28 protein-coding genes and 1 tRNA gene are annotated in these 25,743 nt (G+C 35.5%); 8 read left to right on the forward strand and 21 right to left on the reverse strand.

Annotation, left to right across the window (positions count from 1 at the left end; all coding sequences use genetic code 11):
* Window positions 1-216 precede the first annotated feature (216 nt).
* A complete protein-coding gene (locus K7G79_RS10135) occupies window positions 217-1,347 on the reverse strand; it encodes a tyrosine-type recombinase/integrase (RefSeq protein WP_223551467.1) in 1,131 nt (376 codons plus the stop codon).
* Between the two features lie 88 nt (window positions 1,348-1,435).
* On the opposite strand from K7G79_RS10135, the gene K7G79_RS10140 reads away from it, so the two are divergent.
* The gene (locus K7G79_RS10140; RefSeq protein WP_223551468.1) at window positions 1,436-1,825 is read left to right on the forward strand and encodes a hypothetical protein; all 390 of its coding nucleotides are present in this window, start codon (window positions 1,436-1,438) and stop codon (window positions 1,823-1,825) included.
* A gap of 282 nt (window positions 1,826-2,107) precedes the next feature.
* Here K7G79_RS10140 and K7G79_RS10145 read toward each other — a convergent pair.
* A tRNA-Met gene (locus K7G79_RS10145) sits at window positions 2,108-2,181 on the reverse strand.
* Window positions 2,182-2,313: 132 nt separating this feature from the next.
* Here K7G79_RS10145 and K7G79_RS10150 point away from each other — a divergent pair.
* Both K7G79_RS10150 and K7G79_RS10155 read left to right on the forward strand, forming a co-directional pair.
* Window positions 2,314-2,706, forward strand: a complete 393-nt coding sequence (locus tag K7G79_RS10150) for an START-like domain-containing protein (protein ID WP_223551469.1) — start codon at window positions 2,314-2,316, stop codon at window positions 2,704-2,706.
* 63 nt (window positions 2,707-2,769) lie between these two features.
* Window positions 2,770-3,612, forward strand: coding sequence for an aminotransferase class IV (locus tag K7G79_RS10155; RefSeq protein ID WP_223551470.1), 843 nt, complete (start codon window positions 2,770-2,772; stop codon window positions 3,610-3,612).
* On the opposite strand, the gene K7G79_RS10160 is transcribed toward K7G79_RS10155, so the two are convergent.
* The 5 genes from K7G79_RS10160 to K7G79_RS10180 form a co-directional block, all read right to left on the reverse strand.
* Window positions 3,609-4,169, reverse strand: coding sequence for a YqgE/AlgH family protein (locus tag K7G79_RS10160; protein ID WP_223551471.1), 561 nt, complete (start codon window positions 4,167-4,169; stop codon window positions 3,609-3,611). The two genes, K7G79_RS10155 and K7G79_RS10160, sit on opposite strands and share 4 nt — an antisense overlap.
* 122 nt (window positions 4,170-4,291) lie before the next feature.
* Entirely contained in the window at window positions 4,292-4,564 is a 273-nt protein-coding gene (locus K7G79_RS10165) for an HU family DNA-binding protein (protein ID WP_019386644.1), read from the reverse strand.
* A 190-nt stretch (window positions 4,565-4,754) separates the two neighbouring features.
* Window positions 4,755-5,702: a methionyl-tRNA formyltransferase gene (gene fmt / locus K7G79_RS10170; RefSeq protein WP_223551472.1), complete on the reverse strand. Its 948-nt coding sequence runs from the start codon at window positions 5,700-5,702 to the stop codon at window positions 4,755-4,757.
* Window positions 5,699-7,603 carry an ATP-dependent DNA helicase RecQ gene (locus K7G79_RS10175; protein ID WP_223551473.1) on the reverse strand — a complete coding sequence of 635 codons (1,905 nt, stop codon included), beginning with the start codon at window positions 7,601-7,603 and terminating at the stop codon, window positions 5,699-5,701. The genes fmt and K7G79_RS10175 overlap by 4 nt, the downstream gene beginning before the upstream one ends.
* A gap of 1 nt (window position 7,604) precedes the next feature.
* On the reverse strand, window positions 7,605-8,144 hold the full coding sequence (locus tag K7G79_RS10180; protein ID WP_223551474.1) for an AAA family ATPase: 540 nt from the start codon (window positions 8,142-8,144) through the stop codon (window positions 7,605-7,607).
* Between the two features lie 91 nt (window positions 8,145-8,235).
* On the opposite strand from K7G79_RS10180, the gene K7G79_RS10185 reads away from it, so the two are divergent.
* From K7G79_RS10185 to K7G79_RS10200, 4 genes are all read left to right on the forward strand, one after another.
* Window positions 8,236-8,529: a DUF493 family protein gene (locus K7G79_RS10185; RefSeq protein ID WP_223551475.1), complete on the forward strand. Its 294-nt coding sequence runs from the start codon at window positions 8,236-8,238 to the stop codon at window positions 8,527-8,529.
* A gap of 68 nt (window positions 8,530-8,597) precedes the next feature.
* Entirely contained in the window at window positions 8,598-9,233 is a 636-nt protein-coding gene (locus tag K7G79_RS10190; RefSeq protein ID WP_223551476.1) for a DUF4290 domain-containing protein, read from the forward strand.
* Window positions 9,234-9,238: 5 nt separating this feature from the next.
* A complete protein-coding gene (gene murA, locus K7G79_RS10195) occupies window positions 9,239-10,549 on the forward strand; it encodes a UDP-N-acetylglucosamine 1-carboxyvinyltransferase (protein WP_223551477.1) in 1,311 nt (436 codons plus the stop codon).
* Between the two features lie 202 nt (window positions 10,550-10,751).
* Window positions 10,752-11,318 (forward strand): hypothetical protein, encoded by a 567-nt coding sequence (locus tag K7G79_RS10200; protein WP_223551478.1) that lies wholly within the window; start codon window positions 10,752-10,754, stop codon window positions 11,316-11,318.
* Window positions 11,319-11,320: 2 nt separating this feature from the next.
* On the opposite strand, the gene K7G79_RS10205 is transcribed toward K7G79_RS10200, so the two are convergent.
* The 10 genes from K7G79_RS10205 to K7G79_RS10250 all read right to left on the reverse strand — a co-directional run bounded on the left by K7G79_RS10205 (window position 11,321) and on the right by K7G79_RS10250 (window position 19,310).
* Window positions 11,321-12,988, reverse strand: coding sequence for a formate--tetrahydrofolate ligase (locus K7G79_RS10205; RefSeq protein WP_223551479.1), 1,668 nt, complete (start codon window positions 12,986-12,988; stop codon window positions 11,321-11,323).
* Window positions 12,989-13,123: 135 nt separating this feature from the next.
* Window positions 13,124-14,434 carry a deoxyribodipyrimidine photo-lyase gene (locus K7G79_RS10210; RefSeq protein ID WP_223551480.1) on the reverse strand — a complete coding sequence of 437 codons (1,311 nt, stop codon included), beginning with the start codon at window positions 14,432-14,434 and terminating at the stop codon, window positions 13,124-13,126.
* Window positions 14,435-14,896, reverse strand: a complete 462-nt coding sequence (locus K7G79_RS10215; protein ID WP_223551481.1) for an SRPBCC family protein — start codon at window positions 14,894-14,896, stop codon at window positions 14,435-14,437.
* Window positions 14,897-14,902: 6 nt separating this feature from the next.
* Window positions 14,903-15,364, reverse strand: coding sequence for a TspO/MBR family protein (locus K7G79_RS10220; RefSeq protein ID WP_223551482.1), 462 nt, complete (start codon window positions 15,362-15,364; stop codon window positions 14,903-14,905).
* Window positions 15,361-15,537: a Lacal_2735 family protein gene (locus K7G79_RS10225; protein WP_223551483.1), complete on the reverse strand. Its 177-nt coding sequence runs from the start codon at window positions 15,535-15,537 to the stop codon at window positions 15,361-15,363. Before K7G79_RS10225 ends, K7G79_RS10220 begins: the two co-directional genes overlap by 4 nt.
* Window positions 15,538-15,541: 4 nt before the next feature.
* The gene (locus tag K7G79_RS10230) at window positions 15,542-16,225 is read right to left on the reverse strand and encodes an SDR family NAD(P)-dependent oxidoreductase (RefSeq protein WP_223551484.1); all 684 of its coding nucleotides are present in this window, start codon (window positions 16,223-16,225) and stop codon (window positions 15,542-15,544) included.
* Between the two features lie 21 nt (window positions 16,226-16,246).
* The gene (locus K7G79_RS10235) at window positions 16,247-16,462 is read right to left on the reverse strand and encodes a hypothetical protein (protein ID WP_223551485.1); all 216 of its coding nucleotides are present in this window, start codon (window positions 16,460-16,462) and stop codon (window positions 16,247-16,249) included.
* Window positions 16,463-16,611: 149 nt separating this feature from the next.
* Window positions 16,612-16,836, reverse strand: coding sequence for a hypothetical protein (locus K7G79_RS10240; RefSeq protein WP_223551486.1), 225 nt, complete (start codon window positions 16,834-16,836; stop codon window positions 16,612-16,614).
* 4 nt (window positions 16,837-16,840) lie between these two features.
* Complete coding sequence (gene folE, locus K7G79_RS10245; protein WP_223551538.1) at window positions 16,841-17,536, reverse strand: GTP cyclohydrolase I FolE; 696 nt, start codon at window positions 17,534-17,536, stop codon at window positions 16,841-16,843.
* Window positions 17,537-17,882: 346 nt separating this feature from the next.
* A complete protein-coding gene (locus K7G79_RS10250; RefSeq protein ID WP_223551487.1) occupies window positions 17,883-19,310 on the reverse strand; it encodes an SDR family oxidoreductase in 1,428 nt (475 codons plus the stop codon).
* A 333-nt stretch (window positions 19,311-19,643) separates the two neighbouring features.
* On the opposite strand from K7G79_RS10250, the gene K7G79_RS10255 reads away from it, so the two are divergent.
* Entirely contained in the window at window positions 19,644-20,492 is an 849-nt protein-coding gene (locus tag K7G79_RS10255; protein WP_223551488.1) for a DUF2911 domain-containing protein, read from the forward strand.
* Window positions 20,493-20,565: 73 nt separating this feature from the next.
* Here the strand turns inward: K7G79_RS10255 and K7G79_RS10260 are convergent, their stop codons facing one another.
* The 4 genes from K7G79_RS10260 to K7G79_RS10275 all read right to left on the reverse strand — a co-directional run bounded on the left by K7G79_RS10260 (window position 20,566) and on the right by K7G79_RS10275 (window position 25,734).
* On the reverse strand, window positions 20,566-20,766 hold the full coding sequence (locus K7G79_RS10260; RefSeq protein WP_223551489.1) for a helix-turn-helix transcriptional regulator: 201 nt from the start codon (window positions 20,764-20,766) through the stop codon (window positions 20,566-20,568).
* On the reverse strand, window positions 20,756-21,232 hold the full coding sequence (locus K7G79_RS10265) for a hypothetical protein (RefSeq protein WP_223551490.1): 477 nt from the start codon (window positions 21,230-21,232) through the stop codon (window positions 20,756-20,758). Before K7G79_RS10265 ends, K7G79_RS10260 begins: the two co-directional genes overlap by 11 nt.
* Window positions 21,233-21,376: 144 nt before the next feature.
* Window positions 21,377-23,092, reverse strand: coding sequence for a sodium:solute symporter (locus tag K7G79_RS10270; protein ID WP_223551491.1), 1,716 nt, complete (start codon window positions 23,090-23,092; stop codon window positions 21,377-21,379).
* A gap of 116 nt (window positions 23,093-23,208) precedes the next feature.
* Window positions 23,209-25,734, reverse strand: a complete 2,526-nt coding sequence (locus K7G79_RS10275; protein WP_223551492.1) for a PIG-L family deacetylase — start codon at window positions 25,732-25,734, stop codon at window positions 23,209-23,211.
* Between the last annotated feature and the right edge of the window lie 9 nt (window positions 25,735-25,743).

The raw sequence follows: 25,743 nt of genomic DNA on the forward strand, positions 1-25,743 counted from the left end.
TTTGTTGATTACAACTTAGTATTGTTAAAGTAAAAAGGAATAATGAGTAGATAGATGGTTTCATATGTTGAATTATTTAATTGTGCCTAACTTGTTTATATGGATAATCCAATGTTTAATAATGTTACAAAAAGGAGGGATAACGCTACTTTTTTCCTATTATCTATACCCATATAATTTATCATTGTTTAATCTGTTACTAATATAGTTACTTTCTTACAAAGAATCGAAAGGATTTTTTATATCTTTTAGGTTAGTGGTTGAAACATGCGTATAAATCATGGTTGTTTTTGGGCTATTGTGACCTAAGAGTTCCTGTATGTACCTAATATCTGTTCCACTTTCCAGTAAATGTGTAGCAAAACTGTGCCGTAAAGTATGTAAAGTTGCGTATTTCTGTATTCCTGCATTTACTAATGATTTTTTTAATACTTGCCTTGCGCTTACTTGTGTATATTGTTCTCCATTTCGACCTTCGAATAAATAATGCTTGGGATTATAATGGCTTAAATAGGTTTGTAACATTGGAACGATACCCCGAGACAATAAAGTATATCTATCCTTTCTTCCCTTTGCTGCCTTAATGTGTATGAGACCTCGCTCAAAATCAATATCCCGATGTCTTAGGTTTAAAGCTTCCCCTATTCTTAGTCCTGCCGAATACACCAAACTTAAAAGTGTTTTGTGTTTTAAGTTATTGGTAGTCTCAAATAAAGTTTTTATTTCCTCTTTACTTAAAACATTTGGTAGCTTCTTGTCTTTATTAGGTCTTTTAATGTCAATTTTATCAATTTCAATACCCTTAAAATCAATGTAGTGTTTAATACCGCTAATACATTGGTTTTGATATGACACGGATTTTTTTGCATTACAAATAAAGTCATAGTTAAACTGTTCTATACTCCTGTTGGTTATGCTCTCTATTTGTTTAAAATTAATATATCGCAGGAATAAGGATGTCACTTCTACATAAGTGTTGACAGTGTTTTTACTGAAACGCTTTTGTTCTAACCATTTTCCAAACTTATTAATTTGGATTTTTTGCTCTTCTAGAAGCGGTGGCAATTTTTTTATTGGAGAGCCTTGCCCTTTACTTTCTGTTGTTTCTGGTTCTGGGGTTGTTTTCAAGGCACTATAATCAACATACCACCCTTTTTGTCTGAAGTAATTGAATAAATCAGAGATAGCATTTCTATAATGAGGGATGAAGAATGTTTTATTGGTATTGTTCCAACTAACATCAGGAAAGGCTTTTACATAACCACTAATGTTATTGTCATTGTCAAAATGTATAGAGATACATTTTGTTTGTTGATGCCAAAAAGGTCTAAGCGAAATAGTAATCATAAGTTTTTTTTTAAAATTAATCTATAAAAATGGTATATTCGAATGTTATACGAATAGTATTCGTTTAATCTTTGATTAATATTAAAATATGAAGCCAAAACGCCTTTGTTTAGCCTGTAATAAGGAATTGAATACCGGTAGATCAGATAAAAGGTTTTGTGACCTTCACTGTAAAAGTTCTTATCACTATAGAAAGTCTTTGGACGAAGCCCCTAGGTTTTATAATAAGGTAGATAACCAATTAAGGCTTAACCGGCGTATTCTAAAGCGTTTTAATAAGGCAGGTAAGGCTACGGTTAGGGCCAATGTACTTTTGCAACAGGGGTTTAATCCAAGGTTTTTTACCCATTATTGGAAGAACCAAAAGGGAGATGTTTACCTTTTTGTTTTTGAATTTGGGTTTTTAAAAGTAAAGGAGCACAATGCCGAAAAGTATGTTTTGATACAGTGGCAGGATTATATGGATGCAACTTTATAAAAATGCTAAAACCTAATCTTGAATAGGTTTTATAGATTCTTTTTTCTTATTAAGCCAAGACATTGTATTTACCGGTGAGCTTAAAAAAGTCCAGTACTTTGTATTGAACTTTTATTGTAGTAGCAAAGTCGAGATGTACAGCATTGTTTTGGTTGCCCCTACAATAGCAAAAACCTAAACGTATAGCGTTTATTGCCCTTTTTTGTTTCAGTTTGTTTTGAAGCAAGCTTTAGCTCCCAAAAACAAAAAGGCCTGGCACTATCGTGCCGGCCTTTTCTGCTGTAGCGAGATCGAGATTTGAACTCGAGACCTCCGGGTTATGAATCCGACGCTCTAACCACCTGAGCTACCTCGCCGTATTTTAAGGCTGCAAATATAAAAACAAAATAATTGCATACAAACAGAACTTGTAGAAAATATTATCAAAAAATTTTGTAAAACTTATTAATTAATGTATATATTGAGCATCACAAAATTTACAGTTATTTATGGACGATAAAATTAAGTTTGAAATTGAGTTTCCTATTCACGCCTCACCCCAATTGTTGTACCAATATATTTCTACACCTTCTGGGCTATCAGAATGGTTTTCAGATAATGTAAATTCCAGGGGCGAGATATTTGCCTTTATTTGGGACGATAGCGAAGAAAAAGCTAAATTGTTGAGCAAGAAAAGCGGCGAACGGGTTAAGTTTAGATGGTTGGCAGATGAAGAGGATGAGTTGAGTTACTATTTCGAAATTCGTATACAAGTGGATGAAATTACTAAAGATGTTTCCTTAATAGTTACCGATTTTGCTGAGGAAGATGAACTAGATGAAGCTAAAATGCTTTGGGATAACCAAATTTCCGATTTAAAACAAGTACTGGGTTCAACCTAGTGTAAAACGTATTTTAATAGTATATTTGTCCGCTATTTCAATAATACAAATAGCGGATTTTTTATGGTTAATTTTAATGGAAATATAGTAGAAAACGAAGCCTTTTTGCCTTTAAACAATAGGGGGTATGCCTATGGCGATGCCCTTTTTGAAACAGTAAGGTCCGTTCACGGTAAATTGCTGTTTTGGGAAGACCACTATTTTCGTTTAATGGCCTCTATGCGCATTATGCGTATGGAAATTCCAATGAATTTTACCTTGGAATTTTTAGAGGCACAAATTTTAAGGACATTAGAATCCAATAAGCTGTTAAAACAATCTGCTAGGGTAAAATTAACTGTGCATCGTGTTGGTGCAGGGCTGTATTTGCCACATACCAATGATGTGGAGTTCGTTATTTCGGTAAAACCGCTGGAGTTAGATTTTTATTTGTTAAATAGTGATGATTATGAGGTGGACTTGTTTAAGGATTATTATGTGTCGCCAAGCTTGTTGTCTGCCCTTAAAACAAATAATAAGGCCTTAAATGTGGTTGGAAGTATTTTTGCCAATGAAAACAAGCTCGACAACTGTTTGCTTTTAAATACTAACAAGCAAGTGGTTGAGGCCCTGAATGGCAATGTATTTTTGGTTAATGGCAATGTTATAAAAACACCACCAACAGAAGATGGTTGCCTAAAAGGGGTTATGCGAAAGCAAATCATAGAACTGATTAAAAAGAGCCCCGATTACACATTGGACGAAGCCTCCATATCACCTTTTGAACTTCAAAAGGCCGATGAAATTTTTATAAGTAATGTTATTGTTGGTATTCAACCAGTAACGAAATATAGAAAGAAGCTATTTAAGCAGGAAGTATCCAAAGAGCTGCTACAAAAATTAAATGTAAGTATAAGATTGGGCTAGTTATAATTAGGGTTTTCTGGTGCATTGGACCAAATAATGTACTCGCCACCCAATTCGAGCATTTTTTCCTTCCAAAAGGTTTGGTAGTCCTTTTCAATAATGTCTTTTTTATAGATGTTTTCTGAAACAACCCATGAGCTTCCCTTAAGTTCTTCATCTAATTGACTGGCATCCCATCCCGAATACCCCAAAAAGAAACGTATGTCATTCTCCTTAATGGTATTGTTGGTGATAAGCTCCGCAACTTTGTTAAAATCACCTCCCCAATAAATACCAAGCGAGATTTCGATGCTATCAGGGATTAAATCTGGAACTTTATGTATAAAGTATAAGTTGTCCTGTTCTACAGGGCCTCCATTATACACCTTAAAGTGGGCCTCTACTTCTGGAACGAGATCGTTAATGGTATATTCTAAGGGCTTGTTTAGTATAAAACCAATAGAACCTTCATGGTTGTGGTCTGCCAATAGAACAATGGAGCGGTTAAATGATACATCACCAATTATTGCAGGTTCAGCGATTAACAAATCACCTTTTTTTGGTTTAAGAGTTATCATGCCTTTGAGGAATTTTCCTTTAAATCTAATATATAAATCTTAAAATTGCAACTCTAAAGGGGTGTTAAATAAAAAAAGCCTTCAAAAAATTGAAGGCTTTTATGAAAATTTATGATGTAAAATTAGTTTACTGCGTTTGATAAATCTGAACCAGCTTTAAACTTTACAACATTTTTTGCCTTAATTTTGATAGTAGCTCCAGTTTGAGGGTTTCTACCTTCTCTTGCAGATCTTTTAGAAACTGACCAAGAACCAAATCCAACTAAAGAAACACGGTTTCCTTTTTGTAAAGCACCTTCAATTTCTATAAGCGCACATTCTAAAGCTTTTTTAGCAGCTGCTTTTGTAATTCCTGCGTGTTCTGCCATTGCATCGATTAAATCTGTTTTGTTCATAATATAAAATTTAAATTATTAATAAAATTGGTTAAACATTTTTGTTAAATCCTCTACAAATTTATACGGATTATGCAATCATGCAAGTAATAGCAAGGGAAATGCATAGTATTGTTAATAACTTGGGTTATTTGTTAATAAAGGAGCTCTGTTTTATCGGTGTTTTGTTAATGCTAGTATTAGTAAGGGTTTAGCGCATTTTTGCATGGTCATGAAATTGATAACCGTTCAATAAGGATTTTACATCCATTAACTTCTTACCTGGCAGCTTCATTTTTTCTATATAAATATACCCGTTTCTAACAGCTACCTTTAGGGTTTTCTTTGAGATAATGATATGGCCGGCTTCAAATGTATGTTCGGCTATCTCTTTTTTGCTCTCATAAATTTTAACGTCCAATGCATCTTCACCATTAGCTAAAACACACCAGGCAGCAGGGTAGGGGCTCAACCCTCTAATTTTATTATGAATATCTTGCATTGGTGCCGTCCAATCTATTTTAGAGTTATCCCTATTGAGCTTATAGGCAGTTTTAAGGTTATTAGTTTCAATTTGAGGGGTAGGGGTTACCTCATTGTTTTTAATTTGGGTTATGGTTTTTAAAACAAGTTCACTGCCTTTGTGCATGAGCCTGTCGTGCAGGCTTCCGGCATTTTCGTCTGGACCTATATCTATTGCTTCTTGAAGGATCATTGCTCCGGTATCTATTTTCTCGTCAATAAAGAAGGTTGATACACCCGTTTTGGTTTCACCGTTAATAATGGCCCAGTTAATGGGGGCTGCTCCTCTATAATTGGGTAATAAGGACGCATGTAAATTAAAAGTGCCATACTTGGGCATTTGCCATACCTCTTTGGGTAACATCCTAAAGGCTACCACAATTTGTAGATTGGCATCCAGGGCCCTTAAATCATTTAAAAAACCGTCATCCTTTAAGTTGGTAGGTTGCAAGATGTTTAAGTTCTGGGATTTGGCATATGCTTTAACGGCACTTTCGTTAAGCTTACGGCCACGCCCAGCAGGCCTGTCGGGAGCGGTAATCACACCAACGATATTATAACCGTGTTCAACCAATGCTTTTAAAGTATGTACCGCAAAATCGGGCGTGCCCATAAATACAATTCTTAAATCCCTCATAAATGACATAATTTATATGTGTTTGTTTCTGTAATGCTTATAATGTTGTGTTCCAACAATTGTTTTAATATTTCAATAGTGTGCGATTCGGGAGCGTTCAAACAGGTAATTATAGCTCTTGAAGACCGTTCGCCATTTTCCAGTAATTCGATGATGCTTTTTCTTAAGGCTATTAAATCTGTTGGGTCCTCAGCCTTTTTTTTATTGATACATACCGAGCATATACCACAAGGCTTTAGGTTGGTTTCCCCAAAATAACCAAGCAATTGTAGGCTTTTGCATATAGAATCATTGTTGATATAATCCAGTACAGCTTTTATTTGTATTTGTTTCAACTGGTTTTGCTGTTCAATAATTGCAGCAATACGGTTAATAGTCTTGTCGTCTTCACGAGGTTCTATAAAGGTAATCTGGGCATCTGTTTTTGCCAAATTAAGGGAAATAATTTCATCTTTTTCCAGTTGTTGTAGTATATTGATTATACGCTGTTCTGTTACCGAAGCCTTGTCGGCAATCTTTAAGGTATTTATTTTAGTGGGGTGATCAAAAATACCACCATACATACGTAAAGTGGCCTTAACAATAACATCAATATCATGATGGGTTTCCAAATATTTAAAAAGTACATGATTAGGCACTATAAATTGTAAGGACACCTTATTGTTGAAGCTTTTGGTTAGGCTAATCACACTGTTCCTGTCCAGTAACAATAGTGCGTTGTAGCATAAAATAGAACTAAAATTGTAGGTTTTGCAAAAGGTGTTAAAATTGAAATCGAAAGTGCTGTACTCCCCTTCGCCATAGGATATTTGAAAATAGCTGCACAGTTTTCTATACACCTGTTTAACAAAATCAACCGTTGGCAACACTTTTAAAAACTGATTTTTTACCAACACTTCATCACTGTTGTTCTTTAAGATAATGCAGAAGGCCTTGTCTCCATTACGTCCGGCCCGCCCGGCCTCCTGAAAATAGCTTTCTATGCTTTCCGGAAGATTAATGTGGATAACGGTCTTAACGTCGGGTTTGTCTATGCCCATTCCAAAAGCATTGGTGGCAACCATTACCTGTTTGGTATTATGGAGCCAATGGTTCATGTGTTTGTCTTTTTCTTCGTTAGCTAATCCGCCGTGATAGTATGTTGAGGTAATGTTTTTCGATTCTAAAAAAGCACTCACTTCCCTACTCAGCTTTCTGTTTCTTACATATATGATAGAGGGAGCCGTTTGTTTTTTTAAAATAGTTTCTAATTTGAAGTATTTATCGTCTTCATGAAAAACCATGTAGGCTAAATTGGACCTAAAAAAAGATTGCTTAAAAATTTTAGGTTGAATAAAATCAAGTTCCTTTACGATATCCTCAACCACATTGGGTTTAGCCGAAGCGGTAAGGGCTACAACATTTACCGAGGGTTGTAACTGGCGTAATAATTTAATGTTTTTATAGGCAGGCCTAAAATCATTGCCCCATTGTGAGATGCAGTGGGCTTCATCAACAGCGATTAGGTTCACATGCATTTGCTTTATACGATCCTGTACCAATTCTTGTTGTAAACGTTCTGGCGAGAGGTATAGAAATTTGTAATTGCCATAAATACAATTGTCCAAAAGTGTGTCCAATTCGCTATATGAAATGCCACTGGTCAAAGCCATGGCTTTAATGCCTTTATGGGTAAGTGCTTTAACCTGGTCCTTCATCAAGGCAATTAAAGGCGATATAACAATACAGATCCCTTCCTTGGCCAAAGCAGGAATTTGATAGCACAACGATTTTCCGCCTCCTGTTGGTAGCAGCGCAAAAGTGTCCTCGCCAGCAATAACCGACTGTATAATAACTTCCTGCTGTGGCTTAAATGCCGTGAAGTTCCAATAGCGTTCCAATATGTTTATGGGGTGTTCCATATTACATATTTACGACATTTAAAATAAAATCGGTTCGGTTTTCTACTGTACCAAAAGGGACATCAATTAAAGTGTAATTATAATGTTTATAAGTGTTAACCAAATGATCGTGGATCTGCAGGGCCTGCTCAAAACTTTCATAACGTTCGTTATCGCTTGTATAGATATCTTCCCAGGGCTTTAAAATAAAAACGGTATCGTATGGCGATGCTTTACAAAGGTGTATAAAAGATTCGGGGTAGACATCACCAATAAAATCCATATAGGCCAAAACATCTGGGATGCCCCTATCAAAAAAAACAATGTCGGTTTCTAAGTTTTTAGATTCAATATATTGCTGCTGCCTGCCCTTAAGCAGTAATTCGCTAAACAATAAGGGGTTTGTTAAGAACAATTGATCTATGCCATTATTTTGGGCCTGCAATGTAACCTGCCTTGAGATTTCTTTCAAGCAAGCATACCCCCGATTTATCAATTCGTTTATAATGGTGGATTTTCCGGTTCCGGGGCCTCCTGTAATAATAATTTTTTTAGTGTCCAAATGGGCAGGGTTTTGGGTGTAAAAATCGTAATTTAACCAATATAAAAAAAATTGAAAAATTCATGTACTTTTGCAGCTTATAACAAAACGTATGGACAACGATTCTAATTCTGAAGCATTTTACGAAAAACTAAAGGCACGGCTCTATGAAACCACAAGTTGGCCGGCAGAATATTTATATAAATTCATTGTAAAGTCTGATGCTCAAAAAATAGCAGAAATAGAAGTTATTTTCGATAATATGGGAGCGGTTATTAATACCATCGAATCTAAAAATGGCAAATATACCAGTGTTTCCATTAATATATTAATGAGAAACCCCGATGCGGTAATAGACAAATATAAAGAAGTGGCAGAAAAAGTAGAAGGCGTTATAAGCCTTTAGATTTTTTTTGTATTTTGCACAGGCATAACAACTACATGCAAAAAATAATAATTCTACACATTTAAATTTTGATAGACGATTTAGAATACAACACAGAGCGTGAACATTTAATTATTCCTGAATATGGGCGCCATATTCAAAAAATGATAAACTACGCCAAATCGAAGGAAACTAAGGAAGAACGCAATAAATTAGCCAAAGCCATTATAGCGGTTATGGGCAATCTGCAACCACATTTGCGCGATGTTCCAGATTTTCAGCACAAGCTTTGGGATCAATTATTTATCATGTCCGATTTTGAATTGGATGCAGATTCACCTTTTTCCAAACCCACTAAAGAGCTTTTTGAAGAACGTCCAGAGCCCTTAAAATACCCTCAAAACCACCCTAAATACCGATTTTATGGTAACAATATCAAAACCATGATAGATGTTGCTAATACTTGGGAGGAAGGCGACCTTAAGGAGGCTTTAATCTATACCATTGCCAACCACATGAAAAAGTGTTTTTTAAACTGGAACAAAGACACGGTTGAAGACGATGTGATTTATGATCATTTATACGAACTTTCTGGAGGTAAGATAAATTTGAAAAATTCTGATGAAGACTTATCTGATGCATCAAGTTTAATGCGGTCTAAAAATAAATATTCTAGTAAAAAAGGACACAAGAAAAATACCAACCGCCAAAGAAAACGCTACTAGCATTTATGGGAATATTCAAAATTGAAGGAGGGCACCGATTAAAAGGTAGCATTCAGCCACAAGGTGCAAAAAATGAAGCCTTACAGATTTTGTGTGCTGTATTGTTAACACCAGAAAAGGTTACCATTAATAACATACCTGATATTGTTGATGTAAATAAACTTATTGGTCTCTTAAAGAAACTTGGCGTTAAAACTGAAAAATTGTCTAGGGGCAGTTACAGCTTTCAGGCCGATGACCTTGATTTAAACTATTTGGAGTCAGATGCCTTTAAGGAAGATGGCAGGGGGCTAAGAGGCTCTATTATGATTGTTGGTCCTTTACTGGCCCGCTTTGGTAAAGGTTATATTCCTAAGCCCGGTGGCGATAAAATTGGACGCCGTAGGTTGGACACCCATTTTGAAGGCTTAATAAAACTGGGTGCTAAGTTTGGCTATAGCCGTGAGGAACAATTTTATGGTGTTGAAGCCAAAAAGCTAAAAGGGACCTACATGCTTCTAGAGGAAGCGTCGGTTACTGGTACTGCCAATATTGTTATGGCTGCCGTACTTGCCGAAGGACGCACGACCATTTACAATGCCGCTTGCGAACCGTATTTGCAACAGCTATGCAAGATGCTCAATAGAATGGGGGCAAAGATTAGTGGTGTAGGCTCCAATATGTTAGTTATTGATGGTGTTGAAACTTTAGGAGGTACAGACCATACCATGTTGCCAGATATGATTGAAATAGGAAGTTGGATAGGTTTGGCAGCGATGACCAAAAGTGAATTGACCATTACCAATGTAAGCTGGGACGATTTGGGCTTAATTCCCAATGTATTTAGAAAATTGGGTATTACTGTTGAAAAGCAAGGCGATAATATCCATATTCCTGCGCACACAGATGGTTATGAAATACAAAGTTTTATAGATGGCTCTATTTTAACCATTGCCGATGCACCTTGGCCTGGTTTTACTCCCGATTTATTAAGTATTGTTTTAGTGGTGGCTACTCAAGCTAGGGGTAGTGTTTTAATACACCAAAAAATGTTTGAAAGCCGTTTGTTTTTTGTAGATAAATTGATTGATATGGGTGCTAAAATCATTCTATGTGATCCGCACCGCGCTACCGTTATTGGCCATGATTTTAAATCGACTTTAAAGGCCATGACCATGACGTCTCCCGATATTCGCGCCGGGATATCCTTACTTATTGCGGCTTTATCTGCAAAAGGGACATCCATTATTCAAAACATTGAGCAGATAGACCGCGGTTACGAACGCATAGACGAACGCCTAAGTGCTATTGGGGCACATATTGAACGGGTGGAATAGCTTTTCAGTTATTTATCATTTACTATATAAACTCTTGTTTTTTCTGCAAGAACCAGTTTAGGGAACTGGTGTTGCAAAATTTTTAAATACTTGTAAAGGCTTTATACAAGTAATTAAAGTGTCATTTAGTTTCATTAAAAAAAGCTTAATTGCTAAGCTAAAGAAACTTTTATATTTTTAAAAAAGTATAAAAAAGACCTAAATGCAGCGACTTATTAAATACATTGCCAGTAATGTACAAGGAAAGAAAGTGTTAATGCTTTTTGTTATAACCAATATGGTTTATGGCTTTATGTTGGTTGTAACCATTCCTAAAACTATAGCTTATGCTAATGGAATGAAGCTATTGGATATGATGCCTACAGGATACGACTACAATTATGTAGTTGATTTGTTCAATACTTTGAGTGTAGAGGGACGTCACATATATCTCACTAATCAAATTCCTGTAGATATGGTTTATCCTTTCCTATTTGGTTTAACTTACTGTTTGGTTATTGGGTATTTTCTTAAAAAATTAAATATACTTAAAGAACCATTTGTTTTTTTGTGTGTATTACCAATAATAGTTGGTGTTTCGGATTATTTGGAGAATTTTGGAATCATTACATTGTTAAATACCTACCCCGATTTATCACGGCTAGAGGTAAATTTAACCATGATAGCTTCAATGCTAAAAAGTGTTTCGACAAGTGTTTATTTTGTAGCTCTTATTGTGCTCTTATTAGTGTTGGGAGTTAAAACTTTAAAGTTAAAGATTTACAGCTAAAACTAAAATAATCCTGTAATTTCACCCTCATCATTAATGTCAATATTTTCGGAAGCAGGATGGGTGGGCAACCCGGGCATACGCATGATGTCTCCAGTAATAGGGATTAAAAAGCCAGCTCCTGAAGCGATTTCAATTTCCCGAACGGTTATGATAAAATCCTTGGGCCTACCCAATAATTTGGGGTTATCCGATAACGATTTTTGTGTTTTGGCAATACATATAGGTAGGTGTTCCAGGCCTAAGTTTGCTATTTTGGTAAGTTGTGCTTTGGCTTTTGAAGTGTAATCAACATATTCGGCGCCGTAGATCTTGGTGGCAATGGTTGCTATTTTGTCTTTAACACCGGATTCCCATTGGTAGAGAGGTTTAAAATTAGAGGTATTGGATTCGACCACTTCTATAACTTTTTGTGCCAATTCCAGGGCACCTTCACCACCTTTTCCCCAAACATCTGCTAAGGCCACCGTAACGCCTTTCGATTCAGCAAATTCCTTAATGATCGCTATTTCAGCATCGGTGTCTGAAGCAAATTTATTAATGGCAATGACGGGTACCACCTTAAATTTAACAATGTTTTCTAAGTGTTTCTCAAGGTTTGGAAGTCCTTTAACTAAAGCTTCCGTATTTTCTGTTTTTAGGGTGCTTAGTGAGGCACCACCATGATATTTTAAGGCACGAATGGTGGTGGTAAGCACTACGGCTTTAGGTTTTAATCCAGCGCTTTGACATTTAATATCGAAGAATTTTTCGGCACCTAAATCAAATCCAAAGCCAGCTTCGGTTACCGTGTATTCAGAGTGCGATAACCCCATCAATGTTGCTATAACAGTATTGGTGCCTTGGGCTATATTAGCAAAAGGGCCACCATGAATAATAGCAGGGTTGCCTTCAATGGTTTGTACCAAATTAGGTTTAATAGCATCTTTTAGTAAAGCCGCCATGGCACCTTCAGCTTTTAGATCTTTCGCATAGATAGGGGTTTTATCGTATGTGTAGCCAATAAAGATATGGCCTAGCCGTTGTTTTAAATCCGTAATATTTTCAGCCAAACAGAGTATTGCCATAATTTCTGAAGCAGCTGTAATATCGAAACCTGTTTCTCTGGGAACGCCCGAGGTAGTGCCGCCCAAGCCCACAATAACTCGTCTTAGTGCACGGTCGTTTAAATCGACCACCCGTTTCCAACTAATAGTCCTTGGGTCGAGTTGTACAGAATTAGCCTTACTTTGGATATTATTGTCTATAATGGCAGCTAAAAGATTATGCGCCTTTTCAATAGCGGCAAAGTCGCCCGTAAAATGCAAATTGATGTCTTCCATTGGGAGTACTTGTGAGTAACCACCGCCAGTAGCCCCTCCTTTTATTCCAAAAACTGGACCCAGTGAGGGTTCCCTTAAAACTACGGTTGTTTTTTTGTTTAACCGATTTAAACCTTCCGATAGGCCAATGGACATGGTCGTTTTACCTTCACCGGCTGGTGTTGGCGATATTGCCGAAACCAATATAAGATTGCTTTTCTGCGCCCGTTCCTTGTTTATAGCACTTAAAGGCAACTTTGCCTTGTATTTGCCATACATTTCAATATCTTCTGGATGAATGCCGAATTTTTCGGCTATGGAACTTATATGCTTAAGTGTAACGGTTTTGGCGATTTGTAAATCGGTCATAAACAAAAGGTTTTAATTTAATAATTCTCAAAATTATAAATTAAAAACAATGCAATATGTGATTTTTGTCATTTTTAATGTGGTTTATTTAAGAAATCATCAATAAATTGATTTTTGGGATTGCAGAATTATCAACTAATTATTAAGTGCTGATTTATAGACTTGTAAGCATCGTTCACGAGCCATTTTATGATCTACAATGGGCTTAGGGTATGAAAGCTCTTGAAAATCTGGTACCCATCGTTTAATATAATCTGAGTTTTTATCGAACTTTTCAATTTGTGAGGTGGGGTTGAAAATTCGAAAATAGGGAGCGGCATCTACTCCGCAACCAGCTACCCATTGCCAATTACCTACATTACTGGCCATATCGTAGTCGTGTAATTTCTCGGCAAAATAGGCTTCTCCCCAACGCCAATCAATGAGCAGGTGTTTGCAGAGAAAACTTCCTGTCACCATACGCACTCTATTGTGCATAAATCCTGTTTCATTAAGCTGGCGCATACCAGCATCAACTAGAGGATATCCTGTTTTGCCCTTGCACCAGGCTTCAAACTCTTTTTCGTTGTTTCTCCACACAATCCGATCATATTTTGGCTTAAACGATTGGTTTACAGTATGAGGAAAATGCCAAAGGATTTGCATAAAAAATTCACGCCAAATAAGTTCCTGCCAAAAGGTTTCATTGTGTTCTGTAATGGCTTTTTTAATTATTTTACGAATGCTAACCGTGCCAAATCGTAAATGGGGTCCCAGTCTTGAGGTGGCATTTTTGGCAGGAAAATTTCTGGTGCTTTGGTAGTCTTGAATTAAAGTAGAGGTAACATTATAATCGGCAATACTTTGTGATGACTTTTTAAACCCGATATCCGATAAACTTAAATTAGGCAAGTCTGTTTTTTTAACTAAGTTTTTAAGGTAATTGTTGGTATGGTATATGTTTAAGTTGTAAGAGGTGTTAAATTTCTCTTTCCAGATTTTCATATAAGGCGTGTAAACTACATAAGGATCACCATCATTTTTTACTACCTCACTTTTCTCAAAAATAACTTGGTCTTTATAGGTGTTTAAAGCTATGTTATAGGCATTTAAAAATATTTTGACGTCTTCGTCACGTTTCTTGGCATAAGGCTCATAATCATGGTTAGCGTAAACTGTTGAAATGGTGTATTGATTGACTAGCTCTTTAAAAATAGTGATAGGTTTGCCATGCATAATGGCAATCGAACTATCGTGTTCTTTCTGTAATACATCGCGCATTTTTTGTAAGGTTTCAAAAATAAAGGTAACGCGCGCATCATCTTGTGGCAGGGTTTCTAAAATGTCAGAATCAAAAATAAAAATGGGCATTACAGGACAATCACTTTTTAGGGCTTCATAGAACCCAACGTTGTCGTCTAGCCTTAAGTCACGACGGAACCAAAATATGTTTATAGGTTGTGCCATTTAAAATGTACCAAATAATTCTTCTAGTTTTTTAGTTCTGTAATTAAATATTTCCTCAAGTTTTGGTTTCACTAAAAGTGGATGTACCAATTGCCCTAAAAGGCCAAAAGGTAGTTTGTAATCTATAATATCTTCCATTTCAATCCCACCGGATATTGCTTTAATAAAGTGTTTGTGATGCCATAGGCTATATGGGCCATATCGCTGTTCGTCCACAAAATATTGTTTGTTTACAACATGGGTTATTTCGGTTACCCATTTCGTTTTTATACCCAGAACAGGGGTAACTATATACTGAATGATTTGGCCGGCGTACATTGGCCTGTCGGCACCGGTTAAGATATGAAACCCCATATAGTTTGGGGTAATGGTTTTAAGATTGTTGGGGTTTGAAAGGAAATCCCAAGCGGTATCGATATCAATGGGCAAATTTTGTTTTCTGTGCAGTGTATAAATTTTCATTTGTAATTAATTCTTAAGCACTATATACGCATTTAACGATATTGCTACAATAAGCCATATGAAATAGGGTAGTATAAGTAGGCTTTTAATTTTTAAAACACTTTTGTAATCCAATAAAAATTTGCCAATTACAAAAGTTAGTATAATTAAACAAACCAAGCCAAGTATTGTTAAATGCTGATTAAAGAAAATATAATTCCAAACAACATTCAATATAAACTGTATGGTGAATAAGACCACTAATTTTTTATCGAGAACTATTTTAGCTAAATAAGCCATATATATAGAAAAACAGATCATTATGGTTGTCCATGCAATCCCAAAGACCCAGCTAGGAGGTGTCCAAGGAGCCTGATTAAGATTTTGATACCATGCCGTAAGCGGTCCATTGTTCATTAACCAGCCGCCAATGGTCAAAGCTCCAAAGTTTATAACCAGAAAAAAAATGAGATACTTTAAAATCTTCATCTATTATTAATTTTTAGTTTCTTAATTTCAAAAGCTACAATTCTTGCTTGGGCATATTTAATCTCGCTCATTGTTTTGTCTTTTTGGTATAATCTATTCCATTCGTTTAAGAGCTTTTTGAATTTTGCCTGTAGTTTTTGCTTTTTTGTTTTCTTCTTGAATAAACTAAACATGATATTAAATTTTAAGTGTAACCAAACCACAATCCATATGAAAAATCTGTCCCGTTAAGGACATAGTATTGTTTGAGATTAAAAAATCTGCCAAAATAGCCACTTCTTCGGGTTCCAGTATTTTCTTTAAAGGATGCCGATTTGTAATGTTTTCAATTATTTTTTCGTTTCTAAGTATTTTATGGGCCAATTGTGTATTTGTAACTGTAGGGGCAATAGCATTGACCCTGATCGCTGGGGCCATTTCTGCTGCCAATGATTTCACCAAACCTTCAATACCTGCTTTAACTGTAGCTATACTGGTATGAAATGGCATTCCTAGTTTTGTAGCTACCGAACTAAACAGAACGATAGCAGGATTGTGCCCTTTTTTTAGAACGTGCAGGTACTTTTGAATTGATTTAACTGCACCTAGAACATTAATTTCAAAGTCATAAATAAAATCTTTAATGCTCAGACTGGTTATAGGTTTTAAATTGATGTTTCCCGGACAATATACCAGTCCATCAGCTTGTTTTATTTCAGGGAGCTCATCTTGGGTAACATTGCAATAATAATGGGTTAGGTTGTAGTGAGTAAGATCTGGTTCACTTCTGCTAATATTAATAACCTTGCTGTGTGTTAGTAATTTTTTTACCAAGGCTTTACCAATACCCTTACTTCCACCAATTACTATAATTGTTTTCATAGGTTTCAGGGCATTTTATTGTTATGGCCTGCCCTTAAGCCGTTTTTCAATTTTTTGTTTAATTACCGTCAAACGTTTCATTAAGTCCATAATCTCAGGATCTTTTTTTTCTTTATAGATATCGTTTAAACTTAGTATTAAACTTTTTACTTCCCTTGACGATTCAATGCGCTCGCTTGTTGTTTTAAATGTGTGTTTGCGTTGCTCAAATTCCAATGCTTTATCTATAATCTCCATAAAATTCTAATCTATCTATAATTTAAAGTATAATGCGCTTTTGTTTTCACAGTTTTACAATATAAAAAAATATAGAAGATTACTTGTTTTTATGTCAATTTATTAAGTAAAAATTAATATTTACTCTCATTACCGCTGTTTTTATGTAATTATGCTGTAAGAGGAGCTCCATTTAATCGTTTTTCAACCTTTCTTTTAATTGCAGTTAAGCGCTTCATAATTTCCATAATATGATTGTCTTTTTTTACTTTATAGATTTGGTTTAAATCTAATATCAGAGTTTTAGCCTCTCTTGATATTTTTATTCTATCGCTAGTAGAAAGAGACTTCATTTTTCTTTTTTCAAACTCTAGAGCTCTGTTAATTAAATCCATAATGTTAACTCTTTAGATAATTTTGTAGTTCTACAATTTTTTCTGATGTATTAAACCTTCCCCCGTAATAGGCAGTTACGGTCTTAGAGGTATTGTCTTTTATACCTCTAGAGGACACACATAAATGTTTTGCATCTATAATGACCGCAACATCTTTTGTGTTTAATACTGATTGTAATTCGTTTGCAATTTGATTTGTGAGTCGCTCTTGTACTTGGGGTCGTTTGGCATAGTATTGTACAATTCTGTTCAACTTAGATAAGCCAATTACTTTACCTGAAGAAATGTATGCCACATGGGCTTTACCAATAATTGGAACAAAGTGGTGTTCGCAGTTTGAGTAGAACGTTATATTTTTTTCGACCAACATTTGGTTGTATTGATATTTGTTATCAAACAAGGCAATGTTTGGCTTGTTTTTAGGATTTAACCCTGAGAAAATTTCATCAATATACATTTTAGCAACGCGTTTGGGTGTTCCTTTTAAAGAATCATCTGTTAAGTCTAATCCAATAACATCCATGATCTCTTCAAATAAGATGGCTATACGCTCTTTTTTCTCTGAGTCACTTAGTTTGAAAGCGTCGAGCTTCAATGGTGTTTCTAAGCCAGTGCAGAAGTGGTCATCGCCAATGTCCTCAATAGTGAATCCGTTTAAATTTTGTCCGTTAGTTCTATTTTTTAACTTTTCAATTTGCATAGCCCTTGTAGTGTAATGTCTTAATTTCAACATCTATATTGTCGTTAAACTAAACTTTGATTTGATTTTATTTTAAAGGTATATCCTAAAAAGGTTTTAGTTCTTTAATGCTGCACTTTAGTTTTTTTTCAAATATACAAAATGTTTAACAAATAATAAAAATAATTAAACAAAATAATTTTAGTGCTACGAATAAGTTGATGAAGACCCTAATTTATTTATTGCTTAAACACATGATTTAGTATATAATATGTGATGTTATTGTTTTTTGGAAAATGGCTTTTAAAATATATTCTATGCAGTACTAATATGGATTTCTGGCTTAAGCAAAAGTTTAAATTTAAAATCATGTTGCTTTAGCTAATTTATTTATCATCCCTCTAAAAATAAATCCATGAAAAGGGAGAACGCTAAGCCAATAAAGTCTGCCTGCTAAGCCTTTGGGTCTAAAAGTAGCGGTTTGTTTAAGTACATTATTTTCTATTTTAAACTCTAACCAAGCTTCTCCAGGTAATCGCATTTCAGCATAAAGTAGTAGTTTTTGTTGTGTTTTATCTGCAAAAATTACGCGCCAGAAATCAAGTGAATCGCCTACATTTAATTCGATTGGATTTGTGCGGCCACGTCTTAGTCCAATACCTCCAAACAGTTTGTCAATATAACCTCTTATACGCCATAAAAATGTACCATAATACCAGCCATTTTTACCACCGATGCTCCAAATTTTTTCAATGGTTCGCCCAACATTCACAACGGGCCTCTCTTTATAGTCCCTAAAGCATCCAAATTTAGGAACATTCACATATTTATGCAATCGTTTTCTAAGCCGGCCACTACTTACCATAGAATCTTTCCAACTTGAAACTATACTGTTTTGTTCTATTTTTTCAAAGGCTAATTCTACAGCTTCTTTGTATGTTATAGGGTTGACTTTTAAGAGTTCATTAATGTTACTTCGATTTCCTATAATTTGAATGCCCATACTATCTACTAAAGAAGTAGCTAACTTATATGATGTGGATGTAACAAAGTACAACCAATAAGAAGATAGTTTAGGTGTCATTAAAGGCACTGTAAGTATGTGTCGTTTTAATCCACGAACTTTTGCGAACTGCAAAAGCATGTCCTTATAAGTAATGATCTCTGGTCCAAAAATATCATATGTCTTATTATATACTTCCTTATTGCCTGCGGCTTTGAACAAAAATGACAATACATCTCTAACGGCTATAGGCTGTGTTTTTGTGTTTAGCCATTTGGGCGCTATCATGAAAGGGAGTTTTTCAACCAAATCCCTTATAATCTCAAACGAAGAACTCCCTGAGCCTACTATTATACCAGCTTTAAAAATGGTTAATTCATATTTATTGGATATTAAACAGTCTTCAACGTTTTTTCTTGAGCGCAAATGTTTAGACAATCTATCCTCATTGGTTATGCCGCTCAGGTATATAACTTGTTTAGTATTTGTAGTTTCAATATAATTTTTAAAGTTTTTAGCACAACGTTCTTCGAGGGATTCAAAATCTCTTGAAGAATTAGACATGGAATGTATTAGGTAATAGGCTACATCAATATTTTTAGGAATATTATCAAGGGAATCCGGTCTTAAAAAATCGGCTTCAATAACATAAACATTGTCGTCCTCAATATAGTTTTTGTCTGCTCTTAGCCTATCTCTTACAATACACACAACAGAATGCCCCTCATACAACAAAAGAGGTATAAGTCGCTTACCAATGTAGCCTGTTGCTCCAGTTACCAGAATAGTCATAATATGAAATATCTTATTGCAAGATAGTAAAAATGTTTAATGTTGAAAACAATAAATTAAACAAAATATAAATATTGTTATAGAAAATAATTATAAACAACAAGCAGTAGTTTTTTGTTTATTGTAAGGTTTTGCTTGTAATAGGGTTTGATGTAACTAAAATAGGAGCCATTGGCACCAAGAAAAAGTTGCTATTGCTTCAGCAAATAATTGTTTTATAACGACTAGTTTTCACAAAGACACAATACCTTATTTTAAGCTTTTGTTAACAATAAAGCCTTTTTTAATTATTAAATTTAGTGACTTTAAAACCAATTTAAATCAAAAATTACAATGAAAAAACTACTATTTTTATTTCTCGCCTATTCTACAGTGTATTCTGTTAATGCTCAGGTACAAACTCCAGCACCCAGTCCGTTTTGCAAATTGGAGCAAAAAGTTGGGTTAACCGATGTAACTTTAGAATATTCCCGACCAGGTGTTAAGGGAAGAACTGTTTTTGGAGATTTGGTGCCTTACGGTAAAATATGGCGAACTGGTGCCAATGCCAGAACAAAAATTACCTTTAGTACCGATGCGACCATAAACGGACAAACGTTAAAAGCAGGATCGTATTCTATTTTTACCGTGCCAAACACCGAATCTTGGGAAGTTGTATTTTATAACGATGGTAAAGACTCTGGGACACCCAATGAATTTGATGAGCAGCACGTAGCAGCTAAAGCAACCGTAAAATCTTATCCCGTTCCGTTTAATGTTGAAACGTTTACATTGGATATCAATAACATTACCAATAGCAGTGCTACAATCGATTTAATTTGGGAAAAGACTTATTTAGCTATACCGTTTGGTGTACCTACCGATGCTGCTGTACTTGCAAGTATTGACAATATAATGAGAGGTCCTGGACCTAACGATTATTTTCAATCGGCCGTTTATTACTTACAGGAAGGCAAGGATATAGAAAAAGCAAAACAATGGATTGATAAAGCTGTTGAAATGACCAAAGATCAACCGCGTTTTTGGATACTAAGACAACAATCACTAATTCATGCTAAGGCTGGTGACAAATCTGGAGCTATATCAGCAGCCAAGTCTTCACTTAAATATGCTGAAGAAGCCGGGAATGCAGATTATGTTAAAATGAATAAAGACTCCTTAAAAGAATGGGGAGCCATGTAATATATAGTTTTCTTAAATTTCTGGAGGATTAGAAAATATTTAGGCGCAACTTGTAAAAGTTGCGCTTCTTTATTTAATCACCATCTTCCAAAAAGAAAATAGATTCCACTGGCTTTTTAAAGCGTTTTGCAATTTTTAATGATAATACCGTCGAGGGCACGTACTTATTCTTTTCCATAGCATTAATGGTTTGTCTGCTAACCCCAATACATTCGGCCAAATCGGCTTGGGTCATATTGTGTATGGCGCGTTCAACTTTTAGATTATTCTTCATCGCTTCTCGATTTTAGTTTAAGGAAATTAAAACGAATGATGAAGAATATTAAAGGGGTAAACATATTGTAAACTAAAACATCCAAGAAGGTGAAATCATAAATAAATAAAACTGCAAATATCAATACAAAGTAGTTTATGATAATTGCCCAAACTAATGAGTCTTGACGTAACTTATAAATAAATTCATCTTCAACTTTTTCTTTGGTAAAGCCTACTAAGAGCCCTCCGATTATTATGAAGATTGAAATTATCTCATCAAATACATTATTTTTAATAATAGAAAAAAAGGATTCCTTATTCCCTTGAAAGTCTGTATCAGAATTAAAAACTTGTATTACCTTGATTTTGAAGAAATCTGGTTCAAGTTCAAAAATCATAAATAATAATCCAGTAATTACTCCGATTGAAAATAAAAACCACCCCGCTTTTTTATACTTGTGTGGCAGTAAATAATTTGTTTGCATAACTGTTCGTTTTAAAATTGATATTTCAAAAGTAAAATAAACTTTACATAAAGACAAATAAAACATACGAAAAGTATTAAAAACTATACTTTTTTATACTGGACTGGTTTCAGCATATCAATAAGCTAGAAATGTAATAAGTCTTTATACGGAAATTGCTTTACGGGTATTGTTAATGGATTGTAGCAAACAAGCTAAAACAATAACAACAATACAGCCTACAAAATTGAGCCATAAATAAGGTAAATTAATAATGCCGTACTCGTTTAGAAAATAAAGTAGAATAACTATGCCTTGAGTAATTAATGCTGCAATAAATACAGCATTGCCCCTAACAAATTTAAAGAAAAAAGCCAGTAAAAAGATACCCAATACATTGCCGTAAAAGATGGAGCCAATAATATTAACCAATTGTATTAAGTTTTCAGCAAGATTGGCTATGCAGGCTACACCTATGGCAATTAAGCCCCAAACAAGGGTAAACCATTTAGAGGCTTTAACTTTTTCGGATTCAGATTTAATTCCTGTATTGCGTATGTATAAATCTATGGTTGTTGTGGAACCCAAGGCATTCAACTCGCTTGAAGTGCTGGACATGGCGGCACTTAAAATTACCGCCAACAGTAATCCAATGAGCCCTCTTGGCAAGTTATTGAGTATAAAATAAATAAAGACATAATCTTTATCGTTGCTTTCCACTTTTACCTGTTGTGCTTGGGCTGCCTGTTCGATAAGTTGTTTGGCTTCATCTTTTACACCTTGGTTTATGGTATTAATTTGTTCTAAATTTAAAAGGACCCGATCAGTATTTTCAGAATTTAATAGGGTATGAATTACCTTTTTTTTGTCATTAAGAAGCATATCCTGTTCGTTTTGAAGGGCATTATATGCATCGGCATGTTCAGAATTTAAAACGAGTTCGGTAGCTGTTGGATTAAAATTGATGGGTGCTTGGTTAAATTGGTAATACACAAACACCATAACACCAACCAGTAAAATAAAGAATTGCATAGGTACTTTTAACAAGCCGTTAAAAATAAGTCCTAATTGCATTTCCCTAACCGATTTTCCCGATAGATAGCGTTGCACCTGGCTTTGGTCTGTGCCAAAATAGGATAGCATTAAAAAGGTTCCTCCTATAATACCACTCCAAAATGTGTATCGATTATTTAAGCTAAACGAAAAATCTAATACTTCCATTTTTCCACTAGCTCCAGCAATTTTGAGCGCATTGGTAAATGTTATGTCTTCGGGTAGTTTGCTAACAATAATAAAGAAAGCCACTAGCATGCCTATAAAAATCACAACCATTTGATGTTTTTGGGTCACATTTACGGCACGTGTTCCTCCAGAAACCGTATAAATAATAACTAATAAGCCTATTATGATATTAAGCGTAAGTAAGTCCCAACCTAAGACCACCGATAGTATAATGGCAGGAGCAAAAATAGTAATACCTGCTGCTAAGCCACGTTGTATTAGGAATAAAAGAGCCGTTAAGGTTCTAGTTTTTAAATCGAATCGGCTTTCTAAAAACTCGTATGCGGTGTAGACATTTAATCGGTGATACAACGGAATGAACACCATACAAATAATGACCATGGCAATAGGGAGCCCAAAATAAAACTGAACAAAGCCCATGCCATCGTTAAAGGCTTGTCCCGGCGTTGAAAGAAACGTAATTGCGCTTGCTTGTGTAGCCATTACCGATAGACCAATAGTCCACCATTTTGAATTATTGCCTCCTCTTAGATAATCCTTTACATTTTTACTTCCACGAGTTTGCCAGGTACCGTAGGTTACAATAGCTATTAATGTTATAATAAGTACAGTCCAATCTATCCAATTAAGTAGATGCATGTGTTAAAAGGCTTTGGTTAGGAAATAGAAGATGACGATGTAAATGGCATTGGCTATTAAAACCAAGGAATATAGCTTAAGCCATTTCGGATTAGACGGTTTGGTATCGTTCATAATTAGTCGCTTAGTTTGGCTTCCAGTTCTACAGTGTTTTTGCCAATAGACAGCATATTGGCAAATAAGCGGTAAGCCCCGGAAACACCTTCCGGGAATTCCCTAAAAAAACTAAGTCCGGTATATATATAATGGCCTTTGCCGTATTTTGCAACCAGTAAACTACCATCCTTTGGTGTTTCGTAAGGATCATTCATGGATAGGATTGGGGTAAAGGCATCGTGCCACGCATTGGGGAAATACAAACCGCGTTCCTGTGTCCAACCCTCAAAATCGGTTTTGGTGATTTTATTGGGATAATTTAAGAGTTCATGATCAGGATCCAAAAACCGTACTTCGGCATTTTCGTTGGTCACTCGATCTCTGGAAATCGTTAATTTGTATGGGGCTAATTGCTCGGTGTTTAAACCGTAACTGGTATTGTATTGAACAATCATATTACCTCCTTGCGCAACAAAATCGAACAGTTGCTGCTGTTTAAAAGGTAATATATCCAAGGTATTATACGCTCTAATACCAATTACTATGGCATCAAATAAACTAAGGGTTTCGGGGTTAATATCTTCTGGTTTTATAACTCTTACATTATATCCAATTTGCCTTAAACTTTCAGGGACCATATCTCCAGCCCCTTGTATATAGGCAATGTTTTCTCCTTTCTTTTTAATGTCCAACCGAACTATTTTACTTTCACTGGGCAGCAAAACGGTTTGGAATGGAATATGGCTATAGTCAATTTCTATAAGTTCTTTGGTGTACTGTTTGTCATTAACATGAATTATTGGACTTATATTGCCTTCGCTTTGACTTTTTGGTGGCATAATGCTGAAAACAAGTGTTTGCTCCTCACCCTTATTGACAATATTTACCTTTTGTGTTTTGGGGTATACACTCCAATTATTGGGGTGGCTTATTTCTACCGATGCTATTAGATTGTCACGTCCGGCCTTTACCACAACTGATATATCCCGTTGCTTATTGTTTTCAAAAATGATAACCTTTTCTGTGATTTTTGCCGAAGCTTCAGGAATGACTTCAAATGGTTGGTACAGTTCACCCTTATCGGGTTTTGAATAACGGTATATAACAGGTTTGGTAATCGTAATGGGCGTATTGTTAATTAAAAGATTAAAATCCAAATTGAAAACTCTTGGTGTTTCGGGCAAGCCTATCAATTCTGGATCGGATACTTTGTACATCCCCAACGTTCCTTTTTTCATCAACCAATACGGCGTAGTAGGTTTTTGGTCATTGGGTATCATGAGAGGTTCGTTAAAGACGTATTTGGTGTTTTCCTCAAGTATCATGTCTTTTGATATTTTTAACCCGCTTGCGTTTTCTATAGTATTGAGTTGTATAAATAGGTTGCTACGATTTAATACTTCAATATCCAACTTGATGGTTTCGCTTTGAGTGGCCCAGTTGTTTTCAGCTGAAACTTCCAAATACAATCCAGCGCACATTTCAATTATAGTCCTTAGTTCCTTTGTTTTTAATTTTTTCCAATGGGTGTCCTCAATATTTTTTACTAACTGATAAGCTTGCATTAATTGGGGAATATGCACCGACGGATCTTTAAAATTGAAGTTGTTTTCAATGTTATATAAAATATCACCAATAGCTTTACCCCCTTTAATGCGGTTCCAAGAGGTATCTATACCTGCAAATATATTTACGTTGTCAACAAGTGGCTCTCCTTTTAAAAATTCGATGTATTCGTTTTGGGATCCCCGTTGTGCCAATCGGCCAAAGCCTTGGCAAAGGTGCTGGCTACTGGCCAATGCGGCTACTTCGTTGTTGGATAGACCTTTTAACGGATAGTACACCCCAATGTCCAAGCTTAGCATATTGCTTTTATCGGCGTTTTCAAAATTTTCCTGACTGCCATAAAACCACCATCCTGTATTGAAAAATAAGCGTTTGGGTTGCCATGTGCTAGTTTGTTTTAAGGTTTCAGGATAGGCAGAGGGATCATTCGATAGGTCGAAGGCTTCTAAGCTCAATAGGGCAGAACTGGTATGGTGTCCGTGTGTTGTGCCTGGTGTTCTATGGTCAAATCGGTTGATAATAATATCAGGTTTAAAGCTTCTAATAGCCAAAATCACATCGCTTAGCACTTCGTCTTTGTTCCAAATCGATAAGGTTTCATCTGGGTGCTTGGAGTAGCCAAAATCGTTGGCTCTGGTAAATAGCTGTTCGCCACCATCTACACGTCTTGCCGCTAATAATTCCTGGGTTCTTATCACCCCTAAAAGCTCACTTAACTCTGGTCCAATAAGATTTTGTCCACCATCGCCACGTGTTAACGATAAATATCCTGTGCGGGCTTTTACATGATTAGACATATACGAAATAAGACGGGTGTTCTCATCATCGGGGTGTGCGGCTACGTATAAAACCGAACCTAGGAAATTGAGTTTCTGCAGGGATTCATAAATTTCGATTGCAGATGGTGTACTTGGCTTTTGGGCTTGTGTATAGGATATAAAAAAAACAGTGATAAAAGCAAATAAAATGGCTCTTCGCATAACTTTCTT

Source organism: Aestuariivivens sp. NBU2969 (genome assembly GCF_019931125.1).
Lineage (GTDB): Bacteria > Bacteroidota > Bacteroidia > Flavobacteriales > Flavobacteriaceae > Aestuariivivens > Aestuariivivens marinum.

What these genes read in the sequence shown, in the direction of transcription:
- K7G79_RS10215 (WP_223551481.1), bottom strand. Translation starts at nt 14,896, where the DNA reads ATGAAAATTTATACACTGCACAGAAAACAAAATTTGCCCATTGATATC.
- K7G79_RS10275 (WP_223551492.1), bottom strand. Translation starts at nt 25,734, where the DNA reads ATGCGAAGAGCCATTTTATTTGCTTTTATCACTGTTTTTTTTATATCC.
- murA (WP_223551477.1), top strand. Translation starts at nt 9,239, where the DNA reads ATGGGAATATTCAAAATTGAAGGAGGGCACCGATTAAAAGGTAGCATT.
- fmt (WP_223551472.1), bottom strand. Translation starts at nt 5,702, where the DNA reads ATGAGGGATTTAAGAATTGTATTTATGGGCACGCCCGATTTTGCGGTA.
- K7G79_RS10140 (WP_223551468.1), top strand. Translation starts at nt 1,436, where the DNA reads ATGAAGCCAAAACGCCTTTGTTTAGCCTGTAATAAGGAATTGAATACC.
- K7G79_RS10135 (WP_223551467.1), bottom strand. Translation starts at nt 1,347, where the DNA reads ATGATTACTATTTCGCTTAGACCTTTTTGGCATCAACAAACAAAATGT.
- K7G79_RS10235 (WP_223551485.1), bottom strand. Translation starts at nt 16,462, where the DNA reads ATGGAGATTATAGATAAAGCATTGGAATTTGAGCAACGCAAACACACA.
- folE (WP_223551538.1), bottom strand. Translation starts at nt 17,536, where the DNA reads ATGCAAATTGAAAAGTTAAAAAATAGAACTAACGGACAAAATTTAAAC.
- K7G79_RS10150 (WP_223551469.1), top strand. Translation starts at nt 2,314, where the DNA reads ATGGACGATAAAATTAAGTTTGAAATTGAGTTTCCTATTCACGCCTCA.
- K7G79_RS10155 (WP_223551470.1), top strand. Translation starts at nt 2,770, where the DNA reads ATGGTTAATTTTAATGGAAATATAGTAGAAAACGAAGCCTTTTTGCCT.
- K7G79_RS10225 (WP_223551483.1), bottom strand. Translation starts at nt 15,537, where the DNA reads ATGTTTAGTTTATTCAAGAAGAAAACAAAAAAGCAAAAACTACAGGCA.
- K7G79_RS10210 (WP_223551480.1), bottom strand. Translation starts at nt 14,434, where the DNA reads ATGGCACAACCTATAAACATATTTTGGTTCCGTCGTGACTTAAGGCTA.
- K7G79_RS10270 (WP_223551491.1), bottom strand. Translation starts at nt 23,092, where the DNA reads ATGCATCTACTTAATTGGATAGATTGGACTGTACTTATTATAACATTA.
- K7G79_RS10260 (WP_223551489.1), bottom strand. Translation starts at nt 20,766, where the DNA reads ATGAAGAATAATCTAAAAGTTGAACGCGCCATACACAATATGACCCAA.
- K7G79_RS10175 (WP_223551473.1), bottom strand. Translation starts at nt 7,603, where the DNA reads ATGGAACACCCCATAAACATATTGGAACGCTATTGGAACTTCACGGCA.
- K7G79_RS10165 (WP_019386644.1), bottom strand. Translation starts at nt 4,564, where the DNA reads ATGAACAAAACAGATTTAATCGATGCAATGGCAGAACACGCAGGAATT.
- K7G79_RS10160 (WP_223551471.1), bottom strand. Translation starts at nt 4,169, where the DNA reads ATGATAACTCTTAAACCAAAAAAAGGTGATTTGTTAATCGCTGAACCT.
- K7G79_RS10265 (WP_223551490.1), bottom strand. Translation starts at nt 21,232, where the DNA reads ATGCAAACAAATTATTTACTGCCACACAAGTATAAAAAAGCGGGGTGG.
- K7G79_RS10220 (WP_223551482.1), bottom strand. Translation starts at nt 15,364, where the DNA reads ATGAAGATTTTAAAGTATCTCATTTTTTTTCTGGTTATAAACTTTGGA.
- K7G79_RS10200 (WP_223551478.1), top strand. Translation starts at nt 10,752, where the DNA reads ATGCAGCGACTTATTAAATACATTGCCAGTAATGTACAAGGAAAGAAA.
- K7G79_RS10230 (WP_223551484.1), bottom strand. Translation starts at nt 16,225, where the DNA reads ATGAAAACAATTATAGTAATTGGTGGAAGTAAGGGTATTGGTAAAGCC.
- K7G79_RS10205 (WP_223551479.1), bottom strand. Translation starts at nt 12,988, where the DNA reads ATGACCGATTTACAAATCGCCAAAACCGTTACACTTAAGCATATAAGT.
- K7G79_RS10185 (WP_223551475.1), top strand. Translation starts at nt 8,236, where the DNA reads ATGGACAACGATTCTAATTCTGAAGCATTTTACGAAAAACTAAAGGCA.
- K7G79_RS10240 (WP_223551486.1), bottom strand. Translation starts at nt 16,836, where the DNA reads ATGGATTTAATTAACAGAGCTCTAGAGTTTGAAAAAAGAAAAATGAAG.
- K7G79_RS10255 (WP_223551488.1), top strand. Translation starts at nt 19,644, where the DNA reads ATGAAAAAACTACTATTTTTATTTCTCGCCTATTCTACAGTGTATTCT.
- K7G79_RS10250 (WP_223551487.1), bottom strand. Translation starts at nt 19,310, where the DNA reads ATGACTATTCTGGTAACTGGAGCAACAGGCTACATTGGTAAGCGACTT.